We start from the raw sequence: 15,216 nt of genomic DNA, 5'->3' as shown, positions 1-15,216 counted from the left end.
GGGTCCTTCGCTTCGCTTCGGACTGGTTCGGGTCCGCTACGCTCCCCCGAAGTGGGGCGCTGTCCGTGGTCCAAGCCTTGGGCCCGTTGGGGTGTCCGCTTCGCTTCCACCCCGGGCCTTTCCGGCTTCGCCTTCAGGGCTGGGCCCGCTGCGCGGACCCGGCTGGCAGCAGCAAAGCGGGGTGGTCTCGGCTGCCGCGGCTCTGCTTCATTTTGAAGGGCAGATTGTCTCTGGCTCCAAGCACTTATGGCGGTCCGGGCAGTGGCGTCATCTGCCACCAGCCCATACCGAGCTGCCGGGTCCGGGTCCTGTCAGCACAACAACGTGACGACACCCGACAAAGATCCAGAAGGACGCCACCTTCACGGAGGCGGAGGCGGAATGGTCAGACCGCGGCCCCTCAGAACGACACAGCCGTCGCCGCCAGGGTTGCCGCGGACGGAGCCGCGGCTGGGGAGAAACGCGCCCTTGCCACCCCTTCCCGTGTCACCGGGGCAAGCCCCCGGTACCTTCTTGCCCGGTGCACCTCCGACACCCCCATAAAGGTCACCAACCTCTCCGGGACTCCCGGAATGGAGTTTGGCATGACCCCCCTTGCAGAGCGCAGCGGTGCCACCGATTCCTCCACTGCCTCCTCTTGCACCCGCCGTGCCCCCTTCGCCGCCGTTAGCCTGAGCCAAGACAGTCTGGGTCTTGCCGTCAGAGACCCGCACGTGGGAGGTATCCCCGTTCTCACCATTCCCCTCGACCGGATGGCCGGCAGTGTCGAGGTCACCACCGCCCCCGCCCCCCGCAACATGGATACTCAGGCGATCACCAGGGTGAACATGCAGCCTGCAGCGCACGGTGGCACCGCCACCTCCACCGCCCCCGCCTCCACTGGACTTGCCTCCCTCATCACCCCGTCCGCCCCCTCCGCCGGCACCGGTGACAGACATGGTGATACGCGTAACACCGGGCGGCACCTCGAATTCGTACTCGCCCGGCGTGCTGTACGACACCTTCCCGGGCGGCACGGCGGAGCTGAAGCTGCCTGGCGTGCTGGCCGGCACCCCGGCCGCCTGAGCAGTACCAGGAAACGCCAGCGCAGAAGCAGCCAGAAACACCACCGCCGCATAAGGACGAACAACACGCAGCATAAAGAACCCCCAGCAAAGAAACACGAAAAGCGAAGGGAACGACCCTCCACGCCAAGACACGCCGTCCCCCCAACTGTCTTGCCCCCTAGTCAGAAGGGCCAGAGTTACGGCAGGGGCGTGCAGAGGCACAACCGCGTGCTCTCCCGTATGCGAGCGCCCGCCACAAAGATTCCGGGAACGACCGTTCGGACTCAAGCTGCGGAGAACACGTCACACTACGTGCCGAATCGCACTATGAAACACACATCCAAACGCACCCTCGGCACCAACCCCGCACGAAAATCGGGTCCGTCCAGTGAACGGTGGTTCTGGAGTTGTTAGGGAGTTCAGCGGCGGGTGGCTGAGAGCCGACCGTCGAAGGTGATGTCGAAGGCGTTCAAGGCTGCCTTCCATCGCTGGGTCCAGCGTTTGCGTCCCTGGCCGGTGGGATCGAGGCTCATGATGGCCATGTAGACGCATTTGATCGCGGCCTGCTCGTTCGGGAAGTGCCCGCGGGCCCGGACGGCCTTGCGGATCCGCGCGTTCACGGACTCGATCGCGTTCGTCGTGCAGACGATCCGCCGTATCTCGGTGTCGAACTGCAGGAACGGCACGAACTCGGCCCACGCGTTCTCCCACAACCGAACGATCGCGGGATACTTCTGGCCCAATTCTTCCTGGAATTCCAGGAACCGTTCCATCGCGGCGTCCTCGGTCGGCGCGGTGTAGACGGGCTTGAGCGCCTTCGAGATCTTGTCCCAGTCCTGCCGGGCAGCGTAACGGAACGACGCCCTCGGCAGGTGAACGACACACGTCTGCGTGACCGCCTGCGGCCAGACCGCGCCGATCGCGTCAGGGAGCCCCTTCAGGCCATCACAGACGACCATGCAGACGTCTTCCGTGCCACGGTTCTTGATCTCCGTGAGGACCTGGAGCCAGTACTTGGCACCCTCGCCGCCGTCGCCGGCCCACAGGCCCAGGATCTCGCGAGTCCCCTCGACGGTGACCGCCAGGACCACGTAGAGCGGCCTGTTCGCGACCTTCCCGTCCCGCAGCTTCACGTGGACACAGTCAATGAACAAAACCGGGTAGACCGAGTCGAGGGGCCGGTTCTGCCACTCATTCATGCCGTCGATCACCTTGTCCGTGATCGTGGAGATCGTCTGCTTGGAGACCTCGGCGCCGTAGACCTCGGCCAGGTGGGCGGAGATCTCACCGTGGGTCAGACCACGGGCCGACAACGAGAGCACCATCTCGTCGACCCCGGTCAGCCGGCGCTGCCGCTTCTTGACGATCTGCGGCTCGAACGAACCCTCCCGGTCCCGCGGGACCTCGAGCACGACCGGGCCGACCTCAGTCACCACGGTCTTGGACCGGGTCCCGTTCCGGGTGTTGCCCGAGCCGGCCTTCTCATGCTTCTCGTGCCCGAGATGGTCGGTCATCTCGCCTTCCAGGGCCGACTCGAGAATCCTCTTCGTCAACTGCTGAAGCAGACCGCCCTGGCCCGTCAGCTTGATCCCCTCGGCCTTGGCCCGATCAACCAGCTGACTGATCAACCGGTCATCCAGCACGTCCGGCGCCAACCCGGACGGCTGCACCTCCGCCACGGCCTCCGCCGACACGGTCACGTCTGTCATCAGGTGTCACTTCCTCTTCGAAGATCCACCGTTGCCCGTACAGACCCCGGACCTGGGAGCGGTCCTCGTCGAAGGTGACGTCGCGGACCCAGTGCAGGCGGTTCTCGATCTCCCAGTGCAACTACACCCATGTGGCCAGAAGTGCCGGCGGTGCGGTGCGGGCGTCCGCACTGGTGATCAGGTAGATGATCTCGACAGTCCGTCGGCCCTTCCTCGTGACGGTGCGCCGCATTTCGTTCGCCCGCTTCAGCTCCCGCGCCTCGGCCCGCAACCGGCGCATCTCTGCCGACTCCACGGTGCTGGCCCCCGGCCTGGCGCCGGCGTCGACCTCGGCATGGCGGACACAGTTGCGCAGGGTCTCCGCGGTGCCGATGCCGAGCTTGCCGGTAACCGAGCAGATCGCTGCCCACTCGGTCGGATGCTCGGGCCGGACCTCAGCTACCAGCCGGACCGCGCGCTCCCGCAACTCGGCCGGGTAGTTCCTCGGAGGACGTGACATGGACTCCATCTCCTCACGAAGTGGAGCCTCCGGACACGCCGGGGCGGTTCACATGGATCTGCAACATCCCAGCTCAGCAAGCCACGGATACCGCAACTACCCGCCCCCTCGGCGACAACAGGGGCCTCCGTCACCCAGTGGCCTCCTGTCGCAGTGCGCGGCTCGGCAGCGGCCTTCGGAGTCCCTCCCGCCCGGGGAACGGCTCCGGCTGGTCATATCGGAGCCCTGCAGCTTTCCATCGCCGGAGGAACTCGTCGATGACGTCGTAGTGACTTCCGAGGTGGAGGCGTACATACGGGATGTTCCCTGCCTGGTTGAACAGGGAGCCGCTGGTCAGCGTGCCAGTCGCGTAGAAGAGATCGTCACGGAAGCGGTCAATGCCGGAGCGGTCGCCGTGGTAGACGCGCGGAATCTCGAGGAGCATATATGAGGTAGAAGGCCCTGTACATATGCTCCCGTCTGGCCATCCCATGGAATTCAGCGCGTTGCGGACACCCTCTTTCTGCCGAGCATAGAACAAGCCTGTACTCAGTGTCCATTCCTCGGCTTGCGCAGTCTCCAACCAGGCACACATTATTTCCGCGTTGTGGGTGTTGCAGTGGTAGCGATTGATCCAGGACTTTCGGGCGAGTGAAGCAAGCAGCCCGCCCGATGTAGTAATCGCTGCCACGCCCATGGTGTTGCAGCTGAACTGCTTGCCGAAGGGACGTGTCACCACCCAGCGGTCAAACATCCCTGAGCGCGTCAGGGAATTGTCGCCGCCCTCGTGGGCGAAGGACTCCAGCAGTCTCTTCAGGGTATTCTCGACAGGCACTCTGGGATCGTGAACCCCGTAATAGGCATCGTCGACCAGCAGGTGGGCCGACTCCTCCGCACAGGTGTTGAGCAGAAACTCCGTCACCCGGTATGGCCATTGCATTCCGGTGGGATTGTGCTGCGGATTAGCCACGGCAAGCGCGACACGCACGTCTCGGCTTCCGCGGATCTCCTGTATCACTGCCGACCATTCCTCAAGGTCGGGCATCCATCCGTTCTCAGGACGGATGGGCAGATACACGATATCGAAGCCGACGTCCTTGAAGATTCCCCTGTAGTCCCAGCCGGGTGAAGGGACCAACGCTACGGACCGGACTCCAGGGAAGCGGCTGTTGGAGTCCTCCATAGCCACCTTTGCTAGGTCGTACATCGCCATACGCGTGGTCATCGCCAGACAACCCACCTCAATGTCCAGCCCCTTCGGCAGTCCACGGCTCGTCAGGTGATGGTCCTTGATGATGAAGCGTTTCATGGCGTCTCGGTGGCGTTGAATGCCGTAGCCACACTCTGCGTACCCCATGTCCTCGCGGGTGAGTGTGAACCCGTTGACGAAGTCGAGGAAGTCAGGGCAGACCCCATTCCAGTGTTCTCCCTTAACGGCGTAGAGCGCGGCGCCGTGTGGTTCGCCAGCCTTGACGTACTCATGGTAGAGACGCTGCTCGGGTGAGCACTGGCGTAGTGGATCACACGTGTTGAGCAGGTGTTCGGCACATGCTGCCTGATGACTCTGCAAATGCGCAGAGCCGCGTGCGGACGGGAAGCCATTGCGGTGGTTTACGTCGAACGGAACCAAGTTGTTGGCCCTTAGGGCATTCGGCGGCGGGGGGAGTTCGATGGCCATGAGAGACCTTTCTCATCAGACGCAACAAATTGATACGGAGACACACGCGCGGGCGGACAGTTACAGGGTCATTCGTAGCGGTCATAGGCGGCCTTACTGCCTTTCCGTAAAGGCAGTAGATGTCCGTCAAAGCGAAGCAAGCCAAAACACCGGGTTATCCCGCTCGCCTCGGCTACCGCCCATCGGCCTCGGCCGACGAGGTGTCGACGATGCCTCTTCCACGACTAGAAACCCAGATCCGGGCGAGCGATCGTCGCAGATCCGGCTCGACACCACTGCGGCGCCCGTGAAGGTAGCGGAGATTGTCGAACACAAGAAGGTCACCCGAGCGCCAGCTGTGGTCGAGAATGATGCTGGCGTCAATCGCGGCATAGAACTGGTGCAGTGCAGAAACAATTTCCTTCAGGTCGGGCACTTCGGAGAGCGTCGCTGCCGATACTCGCGGCTGGACATACCCGCGGGTCGCCATGTTTGTGATATACGCGCCCGAACGTGGATGGCGTTCAAGAAGCGGCCGCCGGTGCTCGGACAGATCTTTACCTATATATATGAAGTCGAGGTCGGTAAGAATCGGCAGGAGCTCGCTGACGGCGCTGATAGCCGCCGTGGAGTCACTGAGGGATGTCTTGATGTCGGTCTGCCCCGGATCTTCGCAGTACAGCAACACCAGTTCGGGCGGCATCTCGTAGTAGCAGCCATCGGTGTGCAGGTCGAAGGACGCACTTTGTTTGGACTTGTCACGGGCATCGGCATAGTCACGGACAATCGAAACTAACCCATCAGAACTGGCCCGCATCTGCAGGGTGGGAGATTCCTCGATACGGCGAACAAACTCCGATGCGTCGAATCTGGTCGGAACGACCTTGCATAAGCCGGTCATATCTTCTCCCAAGCTTTCGAGCCAGGCGATGAACTCGGACGTATCCAACATACAATTCTCCTCTCGTCGCAATGCCCTGGTAGGCCAGCTACCAGGGCATTGAGAAGGGGGCGGTTGGCCGTGTTATTGGCATTGCAAGGCACAGGATGCCCGCCAGGCGGCAGAAGTCCGGCACGGCGGGCAGCTCCCCGAAGTGCAGATGCGTCACGTACCCTGCAGTGAGTTTCCGCAGCCGGCGGAGGCGCTGAGGCCAGGATCCTTCAAGCACGTGTATCTCGACAGACTCGGCTAACTCGGTTGTCAGGGAATTCCTCCGGGAGGCACCCAGCACGATGACGCGAACCGGAGCGCACCTGCCCGCAAGTTCATTTGCGATCAGGGATACGGCTCTTCCCAGCCCTCCTACTGTGAAGTGCCGCAAGATCAAACAAGTCGAGGGGTGAACTGCACCAGTCATTTCTCTCCTTACATCCTGGCCATCGCCGAGATCGCCATCTGGCCCGCGTACACCGTCCAGCGCCCGTCAGAAGCGGTCTAGTGCCCGGGGTGTCCGAGCCGGCCGGACAGGTACGCGTCCAGCGAGGACACCTCGAGAGCTCCGTCGTCCGTGGTGGTCAGGGGCATCGCGAGGTCGGGTCGAAGGACGCAGCCGGAAGCCTTGAGGTCAGCGGTGATGCGAATGCCGCAGCCCATCCATCCCTCAAGGCACGCGTCCTTGACACGGCATTCCTGGCAGACGGGAGCGGTGTGCTGGGTGCGCGGATAGTTGAGGTTCGTCTCGATAGAGGAGCCTCCGCGCAGCCACCACACTATGTTGATGCGGCCGGGCAGCCCGTATGTCCATACAGTGATCCGTTCGGTGCGGTCAGCCCACAGGCCGGTGATCTCCTGCCATGAGATGTGGTTACGAAGCCACTGGTCGTCCTGGCCCGGCATCCACATCACGTCGTAGAGGCGCACGCGGAACTGGCGCCGGTCGATCCAGTCGAGGAAGGCGGGAATGTCCTCGTGGAACCCCTTGAGCAGCACCCGGTTGACCGTGACCGGTAGCCCGATGGTGTCGGCCAGATCGATCACGGCCAGGACGTTCTGGAAGGCGTCCAGACCCATGATGTCGGTGTAGGCCTGCCGCTCGAAGGCCTGTACCGACAGCACGAGACCGGACAGGCCCGCAGCGTGGAGCCGGGGGAGCCAATCCAGCAGCTTCAGGCCGTGGCTGACGAGCGTGATTTCATCGATGCCGTCCGCCCGCATCCCGGCGATGAACCGTACGAAGTCGTCGTTCAGCCGTGGTTCGAGTCCGGCCAGGGTGACTTGGGTGATACCGCGTTCGCGCCGGAACTGGCCGACCAAGCGGCGGGTCTGCTCCAGGTCGGCGTCGCTCAGCCCGTTGCGCTCCATGCCCTCGTTATGGCACCACATGGTGCTCTCGCCCGGATAACCGCAGCGCATCGCGCACGTGGCCGTGGTCAGCACCCGCAGGTTCTGGAAGTACGTCTCAGCACGGATTTCCTCGATGGGGATGCCGGGGAAGGCTTCACGGATGTCGTCAACCGTCTGGAGCGGCAGCGAGTGCAGCCGCTCAACCACGACCGGCGAGGGAGCGACTGTGCCGTTGCCCTGTACGGACAGCAGCGGAAGAACGCGGCGCGACTTCATCAGATCGGCCCTGCCTTTCAGACCAAGGGGCTGGATAAGCCATTCATGAGACCCCGGCTCTGCCCGCGGGAGACAACAACCGGATGCAACTTCTTCGCCCGGTCTTATGTCACCGCCCACGCCATCCCCCTCGGGGCTTTTGGAATGCGGAGAGAGGATGGGGCAGGGCACCGCCTCGGCTGATGGTTCGGCCGGCGCGAGGGGCCCCACAAAAGCCGCGCGGTCGTCCGTCGCGGCTCCAGCCGCCGTACCGCGAGAGCACCTTGCAGGTCGTCACGGCAGCCAGACCCAGGGCCGCGGCCACCGCATCGAGGTCCTGGCCACGCGCATCATGGGCGGGCCAGTACACGGTATGGCGCGCAAGGTCCGGTCTGCTTTGCGCGCTGCTGGCCTAAGAAGTCATCTCATTTGGGCTTCGCGGGTAGACTGTCGGCCATGGTGGGGATCGTTGAACGGCTGGTGCCGGACGAGCTGTGGGAGCTGTTCCAGCGGGTGGTGCCGGACGCGCCGTCGCGGCCTCAGGGCGGTGGGCGGCGCCGGCATGGTGACCGTGAAGTACTGGCCGCGATCGTGTTCGTCGCGACGTCGGGTTGTACCTGGCAGCAGCTTCCCAAGGCATCGTTCGGCCCCTCGGGGGCGACAGCCCACCGACGATTCTCCGAGTGGAGCGAGGCCCGGGTGTGGGCCAAGCTCCACCGGCTGGTCCTCGACGAACTCGGCGTCCGCGGTGAACTCGACTGGTCCCGCTGCGCGATCGACTCGGTGAACATGAGGGCCCTGAAAAGGGGGATCTGACAGGTCCGAATCCTGTGGATCGGGGCAAGTTCGGCTCGAAGATCCACTTGATCACCGAGCGGACCGGTCTGCCCCTGTCCGTCGCGATCTCGGGCGCGAACCTGCACGACAGCCAGGCTCTCGAGCCCCTTGTCCGCGGCATACCGCCCATCCGATCCCGCCGCGGACGCCGACGACGCAAGCCCGGCAAGCTCCACGCGGACAAGGGCTACGACTACGCCCACCTGCGACGATGGTTACGCGGACGCGGCATCAGACACCGCATCGCCCGCAGAGGCATCGAGTCCTCACAACGGCTCGGCCGCCACAGATGGGTGGTCGAAAGGACCATGTCCTGGCTCGCCGGCTGCCGACGCCTGCACCGCCGCTACGAACGCAAGGCCGAACACTTCCTCGCCTTCACCAGCATCGCCTGCACCCTCATCTGCTACCGCAGACTGACCAAATGAGATGACTTCTAAAGTCGCGGGCCAGATCCGCAATCGCCCGCAAGACGTTCTTCAGCCGGATCTCCAGTTCCGACGGCAACCGGACCGCCGATGGCCTCCACGGTCACGATGTGCCGGTCCCAGTCATCCAGGCACTCCGCCGCGCTGTCACTTCCCGCCTCCCAGAGGTGGAAGGGGACTTCGCCGATCGCGGCCCAGTCCAGGAGCCGAAGGACTCCCCTCCAGCCGCAGGAGCACTCCGCCCGGTGCTGTCACGTTGTCGGGGGTGTGATCGGCTGAGGGTAGGGAGGGCCGTTGGCGGCCGGTTGCTCAGGCGGCAGCGGGCATGCCGACGGCTCCGGTGATGTGGTTCCAGATGGTGAAGCGGATCATCATTTCGAGGCGGTGGCGGCGGGCGGTCACGCGGTGCCGGTGAGGCCTGAAGTGGGGTGAGATCCCGGTGAACGCGGACAGGAACCGCTGCGCGGAGCCTGGGCTGCGGAATCCTTTCATCGCACGTTCCCGCTGCCTCGCCGGCTGGTGAGAGTTCTCCGCCCGGTTGTTCAACCCCTTGTGCGAGCGGTGCTCGACCGACGGCATCACCTCACGGTGCGCAGCCCCGTACGACCTCAGTTTGTCGGTGACCATCACCCGGGGCACCTGCCCGGTGGTGCTGAGAAGCCGACGGAGGAAACGCCTGGCAGCGGCTCTGCCGCGCCGGTTCTGCACCAGGATGTCCAGGACGTTGCCGTCCTGATCGACGGCCCGCCACAAAAACCTCTGCTCCCCGTTGACCTTGATGAACACCTCGTCCAGGTGCCATTTGTCGCCCGGCTGCGGGCGCCGCCGGCGCAGCGCGTCGGCGTAGGACTGGCCGAAACTTCAGACACCAGCGCCGGATGCTCTCGTAGGAGATCGACGACGCCCCGCTCGAGCATCATCTCCTCCACCTCACGGAAGCTGAGCGGGAAGCGGAAGTACAGCCACACACAGTGCGAGATCACCTCGACCGGGTACCGGCGCTTCGCGTACGACGGCACCACAGACGACACGAATCCCACCCACCCCGGACACGGCCAACCCGAAGATCATCCCAGACGCCCGGACAACGTGACAGTGCCTCGAGTTCCCATGGGCCCACGCCCACGTCAAACGCAGCCTCGCCAACCTCTCCCTCGACCGGCTCGAAGCCGTCGCCCGAAACCGCTCAAACGGCTCCGGTACACCCCCCACGTTCTCAACAGCTTCCCCGCCGGAACCAGCCTCACCCCCGACCTCCCACCATCCTCACCTTGAAAAGCCAAAATCAGCACTCTCTGTGACTCACCCGTTCAGTCGAGAGGGCTCAGACCCGCTCACCTACTTAAAGCAAGGAGGCGAAAGCCGCTAAGCCTACCGGCACAGCGAGCACGCTAACAACACACCGACCAATACACACAACAGGAGCAGAAATGAACAACCCCAAAGAGAACTACTTCAACGAATCCGCGAATCAGGATTACCTGAAGGAGTGGTTAGGCAGCTCCGCCGGACAGAACTTCCTGAACGCATACCTGAACGGCCCCGGCGGGCAGGCATTTCTGAAGGGATACCTAGCCGGTGACGGAAAGGGATTCCTGAAGAACTTCCTGAAGCCTTCGGCGTAACGCCGGCAGGCCTTTCGGAAAGTAAAGAATGTACAGTCAGAGCCATTTCGTGAACCGGCCCTGCCTGGATTCGTAACATATTGAAAAGCCGTACCTCCAACCGATCCCAGAGAGTGCAGACCGTACACACTCCCGCACGAGCGCTCTCCGGTCGGCCGGCACATGGACGCAGGGCCTCCTGGCAGCTCGGGAATGCGCATCTTTCCCGAGTAACGCCAAGAGGCCCTGCTGCCACAGTTCTACGTGCCCAGACCGCCGAATTCAACTCATCCGCCGTGCCGTTCCGCTCGCGCATATGTACGGCAATTCAGCCGATCACCCCGAGAAGGAACACCGCCATTGATCAGCAAATCAAAAGGTTCCCTTTAGCTAAGCCAGAAAAGCAAAACCCCCACCAGACCAGACAACCGGGCCCGCCGAACCACCACCCACAAAAACCCGCAGACCATCACGACCCACACCCCCGGCAACACCACCCGACCCCACCCCGGAACCACACCCGCCCACCAGCCCACGAACAACACCCCTTCAACCCCGCAAACATCCGCGAACCCCCCACCTGGACAAGCGAAGGGCAGCAGCTCGTGAGCCCGGTCCCACCTGCCACTCCGCAGTACCAGTCAACGACTCCTGCCGCAAAGAAGCACCCCCGCCGACAACGACGCACCCCGCAACCGCCCTCCGGAGACAGCCCCGGAGAAGCGGAGCACGCCAGGCATCAGGACCCCCGCCCGCCCCGGAAGACCCCGGGCAACGGGCCCGCCGCACGTGTCTGCGCACCTTCAGCGGGTGAGGCCCCAGCCCACGTCACTGCTCACAACGATGCCCCTCCGCGCACTGACTCCTGGCACGACCAGCCATACAGCACCGGCGCGTCCCTCAGGGCCAGCCACCGAAGAACCCAAGCCGATGCCGGCGTACGGCCCGCCAGCAAAGAGACCGGTGCGGTCGAGCAGCCGGAGACCACTGCCGATCCCCGACTACCCGACCACAGCGCAACGCCGTCCTTACTGCGACGGGGTTCGTAGGCCCCGCCCCAACGGTGAGAAGTGGCTCCGCCAGGCGTTCTACTGCCGGGCCGGTAGGTGGCCCGCGCACAAGCGCAGCCAGCGAGAAAGAGGCCGTCAGGGGCCCGGGGGACATGTCGGCCGCCCGTTCGAGAGGTGGGGCCACTTCTCGCCGTTCGCCCGGGGCCTGGAAACCCCGTTCAAGACAGCCGTCCTTACTGCCGGAGCTCGCAGCGAGGGGTACCAGGCACCACCCGACAGAGAAGGGAAGTAACGCCGGGTACGAGCCCTGGCACATCCCTTCCGCATCGATAAGGTGAAAACAATGTCTGAGAAAGTTGAAAACCCCGACAGCAGTGATCACAGTGGGTTCACCGTCTCACCCGGGCCGCAGGAAGTGAGTCTGACGCCGGGTGCGAAGCCGGGGCGTCCGTGGGTGATCCTGGAAAACACCGGGACGGGCGCGGTTGCTCCGCAGGACGTCTCGGTCAGTCTCCCCGCGGGGCGGGACGTGTACTTCGTTGTCGAGAAGGGCCCCGCACACCTGCTGACCGTGGCGGACGGCTCCTACAACACGACCACTTATCCGGGGGTCCTGTTACCCGACAGCCAGACCCTGACGTTCCACAACATCGACCCGGCACTCCCCCAAGCGGGTGCAGTCTCTGTCATGTGGGTCGAGGTAGCGGCCGGTGGGACTGCTCAGGCGGGCACCACAAGCCTGGCATTCACCGTCGGCGCCCAGCACCCCAACTCCAACCCCATCAACGTCCAGGGCATCAACTAACCCCGCCGTTTCGGTTGGGGGAAGGCGGTGTCGCTGATCAGCAGCGGTTGGGGGGATCGACGCGATTTCGGTGTTTGGGCAGGGATGAGGCCTGGCGCGGCGGTCGGATTCTCCAAGGTCTTTTGGGTCGTGGGCGGACGAGGGGCTGCCGGTCAGCCGCCAGGACGGGGCAGTACAGCGAGGCGGTGGAAGACCATGGCCAATTCGTGTCTCCAGAGCCAGGTCTGCGATATCCGCAAGCGCAGTCGCCAACCGCCCCGGGTGCGGCGGACGGTGACATCCAGCAGCCGGTATCGGAGCTTCTTCGGCTCGGCAGCCGCCAGCTCCCCGTCCAGCAACAGGACCCGCATCCAGGCCAGCAGGCCGATCGCCGCGAGGCTGAGTTCGAGCCAGGCCGAGTTGATCGCGAAGCGGCGGGAGGGGAAGCGGCCGAAACCGGTGATCCTGCCGCACCGGATGTGGTCCTCGACGGTGGCATGGACGGCGGCGGTCCTGACTCCGGCTCCGGGCATCGAGGTCAGGACCAGGTGAAGAGGGTGGGCCTCCAGCAGGCTGCTGATCTGGGCTTCGAGTGCCCGGCGCTGGTCGTGGACCGTGGCGAGCGAGGCGGCCAGGGACGGGACCACGATGTCGAGTGTGCCCGTGCCGGGAACGACGACGGTCTGCTCGTCGAGGGCGTCGAAGACGTCATCGATCAGCCGCTGGGCCATCCGCGGAGCCCTGGGCCGGATGAGCTCGACGAGTCTGCAGCGGCTGGCTTTGCGCAGGGCGGCCGGGCCACCTGGTGTACACCCTCCGCACCACGGACGACACAACGGGCTTCCTCCCGGACGGACAACCCGGAGATCATCCCACCCCACCCGGACAACGTGACAATTCCGCTCGGACTGCCCCTGACCTGCAACGGAACATGATCAACCAACTATGAATCAGCCCCGGGAAGGGCGAGGGGAAGAAGGGGAAGGAAGACATACAAGGGGGCAGGTGTGCGGGCTACGAGGAGACTTCCGCGGGAGCCACCGTTCCCGGACATCCGGAAAAGCTGGCCACGCGAATGGAGTTCGGCACATACCAGACAGCTACAGCAATTTCACGGAAGAACAGTTCCAGGTCAAGGTGAATGAATTTCTGGTGACCGTGGAACGTTAGAACATGCGTTACTGGACGTGAAGATATCGGAAGTAGCGGCGCATTAATCCTGGAAGCGCAATTCCAGCCAGTCGCTATAACGAAAGAAACCATCCACTTCGCGATAGAAGGACTCCGCCCACCCGGAGAATCCCAGCCGCACGTCTGGGATTTTCCGCAAACGAGGAGAATCTACGGAAGTACGCGACGAAAGGCCTCAAGGACGCAAGCAGCCGCCGAGAAGACCGGATCAGCATCCGGCCGATCGCCTCCCCGACACAGAACAAACGACCAGAAATTACGCCGACAGGGTCACGAGACACGAAATAGAAAGGAACCCTACAATGGCACTTGACATCGTATTCGATAAATCGGGCAACAACTTCAACATCCACCTCAACCAGGCGGCTGTCCAGAAACTCCAATCCGCATCCTCTGAATTCAATACCGATCTGGCTGCAGCCGCGCAGCAGTTCCCGGACGTAGAAAGCGTCATCCATGAAATTCAGTGGGACATGCGAGAATTGGCTGCCATGATTGACGCGACAGGACGGGTCAGCATTCAGGGAACCCTACCCAAGGGGCACCTTACCGGATGGACTCCCGACGACAAATACCCAGGGTTTTCCGTGGTTCCGGGTGGTCCGCCGAATGTGACGCTTGTGCCTGCCGGGGCACCCGGACATCCGGGTGTACAGGTGGCTGGACAGGTCCCGCCGCTGGATGTGACGGTGAAGCTTCCGGCGGGTGCGCTTCTCAAGTTCCAGCCGCAGCCCACATATTTGGTTTCGGTGACGAATCCAGTGACCGGCGTAATCACCAACTTTGACGCCACTGTGTCTGGCGACGGGCAGACGCTGACCGCTTCCCAGGTCGATCTGACGCAGGCGGGGCTCGGTGGGAACGGGACGTACGTCTCGCTGTGGGTGGCGGTGACGGCTGATGCGAAGGCGCCGGTGGGGACGACACAGCTGGCCTTCACCATCGGCAATGTGGCCTCCCCGTCCACCCCCGTCAACGTCATGGCCAGCAGCAGCCGGCCCAGACCCCGGTCATCACCACCCCGAAGAACGGCAGCACCACCGGTGACCGGCCCGACTTCACCGGCACCGTCCCCGCCCCCGTCGACCAGGGCACCTACATCCGCGCCACCGAAGGATCGACGGTCATCGCCGACAACATCCCGATCAAGGCCGACCGGACCTGGATCTTCGACCGCGCCCCCAAAGCCGGACCCTGGACCCCCGGCACCCACACCGTCACCGTCACCGCCGTCCACGGCACCAACATCTCCGCCCCGGCCACGGTGACGTTCACCGTCGTCGACCCCCGGACCCCGGTCATCACCACCCCGAAGAACGGCGGCACCACCGGTGTCCGGCCCGACTTCACCGGCACCGTCCCCGCCCCCGTCGACCAGGGCACCTACATCCGCGCCACCGAAGGATCGACGGTCATCGCCGACAACATCCCGATCAAGGCCGACCGGACCTGGATCTTCGACCGCGCCCCCAAAGCCGGACCCTGGACCCCCGGCACCCACACCGTCACCGTCACCGCCGTCCACGGCACCAACATCTCCGCCCCGGCCACGGTGACGTTCACCGTCGTCGACCCCCGGACCCCGGTCATCACCACCCCGAAGAACGGCGGCACCACCGGTGTCCGGCCCGACTTCACCGGCACCGTCCCCGCCCCCGTCGACCAGGGCACCTACATCCGCGCCACCGAAGGGTCAACGGTCATCGCCGACAACATCCCGATCAAGGCCGACCGGACCTGGATCTTCGACCGCGCCCCCAAAGCCGGACCCTGGACCCCCGGCACCCACACCGTCACCGTCACCGCCGTCCACGGCACCAACATCTCCACCCCAGCCACCGTCACCTTCACCGTCGCTCAGAGCTGATTCATAGTCGTCGTGATCAATTGGCTGTGCAGGTCAGGCCCTGCCCAGGATGTCCAGCAGGCGTGT

The 15,216-nt window shown here is 64.1% G+C and carries 11 protein-coding genes and 3 pseudogenes; 5 read left to right on the top strand and 9 right to left on the bottom strand.

All coding sequences use genetic code 11. The annotated features are described in order from the left end of the window. Positions 1-362: 362 nt before the first annotated feature. The gene (locus tag AC3IYJ_RS43480) at positions 363-938 is read right to left on the bottom strand and encodes a hypothetical protein (protein ID WP_489403763.1); all 576 of its coding nucleotides are present in this window, start codon (positions 936-938) and stop codon (positions 363-365) included. Between AC3IYJ_RS43480 and AC3IYJ_RS43475 the strand changes: the two genes are divergently transcribed. Further along, the gene (locus AC3IYJ_RS43475) at positions 937-1,065 is read left to right on the top strand and encodes a hypothetical protein (RefSeq protein ID WP_489403762.1); all 129 of its coding nucleotides are present in this window, start codon (positions 937-939) and stop codon (positions 1,063-1,065) included. The genes AC3IYJ_RS43480 and AC3IYJ_RS43475 overlap by 2 nt on opposite strands. Before the next feature lie 400 nt (positions 1,066-1,465). Here AC3IYJ_RS43475 and AC3IYJ_RS43470 read toward each other — a convergent pair whose 3' ends face one another. The 5 genes and pseudogenes from AC3IYJ_RS43470 to AC3IYJ_RS43450 all read right to left on the bottom strand — a co-directional run bounded on the left by AC3IYJ_RS43470 (position 1,466) and on the right by AC3IYJ_RS43450 (position 7,450). After that, positions 1,466-2,746 (bottom strand): IS256 family transposase, encoded by a 1,281-nt coding sequence (locus AC3IYJ_RS43470; RefSeq protein ID WP_489403761.1) that lies wholly within the window; start codon positions 2,744-2,746, stop codon positions 1,466-1,468. A gap of 223 nt (positions 2,747-2,969) precedes the next feature. After that, a pseudogene (locus AC3IYJ_RS43465) lies at positions 2,970-3,254 on the bottom strand (transposase); the annotation flags it as partial. 130 nt (positions 3,255-3,384) lie between these two features. After that, positions 3,385-4,911 (bottom strand): pyridoxal phosphate-dependent aminotransferase, encoded by a 1,527-nt coding sequence (locus AC3IYJ_RS43460; RefSeq protein ID WP_489403760.1) that lies wholly within the window; start codon positions 4,909-4,911, stop codon positions 3,385-3,387. Positions 4,912-5,083: 172 nt separating this feature from the next. Continuing rightward, complete coding sequence (locus AC3IYJ_RS43455; RefSeq protein WP_489403759.1) at positions 5,084-5,842, bottom strand: TauD/TfdA family dioxygenase; 759 nt, start codon at positions 5,840-5,842, stop codon at positions 5,084-5,086. Positions 5,843-6,325: 483 nt separating this feature from the next. Beyond that, entirely contained in the window at positions 6,326-7,450 is a 1,125-nt protein-coding gene (locus AC3IYJ_RS43450) for a radical SAM protein (RefSeq protein ID WP_489403758.1), read from the bottom strand. A gap of 435 nt (positions 7,451-7,885) precedes the next feature. Between AC3IYJ_RS43450 and AC3IYJ_RS43445 the strand changes: the two genes are divergently transcribed. After that, positions 7,886-8,694, top strand: a protein-coding gene (locus AC3IYJ_RS43445; RefSeq protein ID WP_489398952.1) for an IS5 family transposase whose coding sequence is annotated in 2 segments (ribosomal slippage) — positions 7,886-8,234 and positions 8,234-8,694 — 810 coding nt in all. Because the reading frame shifts where the segments join, the coding sequence is not laid out codon by codon here. 309 nt (positions 8,695-9,003) lie between these two features. Here the strand turns inward: AC3IYJ_RS43445 and AC3IYJ_RS43440 are convergent. Then, positions 9,004-9,725, bottom strand: a pseudogene (locus AC3IYJ_RS43440) (IS6 family transposase). Between the two features lie 399 nt (positions 9,726-10,124). Between AC3IYJ_RS43440 and AC3IYJ_RS43435 the strand changes: the two are divergent. Both AC3IYJ_RS43435 and AC3IYJ_RS43430 read left to right on the top strand, forming a co-directional pair. After that, on the top strand, positions 10,125-10,319 hold the full coding sequence (locus AC3IYJ_RS43435) for a hypothetical protein (protein ID WP_489403082.1): 195 nt from the start codon (positions 10,125-10,127) through the stop codon (positions 10,317-10,319). 1,443 nt (positions 10,320-11,762) lie between these two features. Continuing rightward, the gene (locus AC3IYJ_RS43430) at positions 11,763-12,113 is read left to right on the top strand and encodes a hypothetical protein (RefSeq protein ID WP_489403083.1); all 351 of its coding nucleotides are present in this window, start codon (positions 11,763-11,765) and stop codon (positions 12,111-12,113) included. Between the two features lie 152 nt (positions 12,114-12,265). Here AC3IYJ_RS43430 and AC3IYJ_RS43425 read toward each other — a convergent pair. Both AC3IYJ_RS43425 and AC3IYJ_RS43420 read right to left on the bottom strand, forming a co-directional pair. Next, positions 12,266-12,895, bottom strand: a pseudogene (locus AC3IYJ_RS43425) (transposase); the annotation flags it as partial. A 1,483-nt stretch (positions 12,896-14,378) separates the two neighbouring features. Next, positions 14,379-14,558 (bottom strand): hypothetical protein, encoded by a 180-nt coding sequence (locus AC3IYJ_RS43420; protein ID WP_489403757.1) that lies wholly within the window; start codon positions 14,556-14,558, stop codon positions 14,379-14,381. Between AC3IYJ_RS43420 and AC3IYJ_RS43415 the strand changes: the two genes are divergently transcribed. After that, entirely contained in the window at positions 14,548-15,150 is a 603-nt protein-coding gene (locus tag AC3IYJ_RS43415) for a hypothetical protein (RefSeq protein WP_489403756.1), read from the top strand. The genes AC3IYJ_RS43420 and AC3IYJ_RS43415 overlap by 11 nt on opposite strands. The last annotated feature ends 66 nt before the right edge of the window (positions 15,151-15,216 follow it).

It is taken from the genome of Streptomyces sp. GL_140 (assembly GCF_057834465.1).
The sequence above is the reverse complement of the archived record's forward strand: the minus strand, read 5'-3'. Positions and strand labels throughout refer to the sequence as shown.

Excerpts from the sequence above, each read along its gene's own strand:
- AC3IYJ_RS43450 (WP_489403758.1), bottom strand. The coding sequence starts at position 7,450 with ATGAAGTCGCGCCGCGTTCTTCCGCTGCTGTCCGTACAGGGCAACGGC.
- AC3IYJ_RS43455 (WP_489403759.1), bottom strand. The coding sequence starts at position 5,842 with ATGTTGGATACGTCCGAGTTCATCGCCTGGCTCGAAAGCTTGGGAGAA.
- AC3IYJ_RS43435 (WP_489403082.1), top strand. The coding sequence starts at position 10,125 with ATGAACAACCCCAAAGAGAACTACTTCAACGAATCCGCGAATCAGGAT.
- AC3IYJ_RS43480 (WP_489403763.1), bottom strand. The coding sequence starts at position 938 with ATGTCTGTCACCGGTGCCGGCGGAGGGGGCGGACGGGGTGATGAGGGA.
- AC3IYJ_RS43475 (WP_489403762.1), top strand. The coding sequence starts at position 937 with ATGGTGATACGCGTAACACCGGGCGGCACCTCGAATTCGTACTCGCCC.
- AC3IYJ_RS43460 (WP_489403760.1), bottom strand. The coding sequence starts at position 4,911 with ATGGCCATCGAACTCCCCCCGCCGCCGAATGCCCTAAGGGCCAACAAC.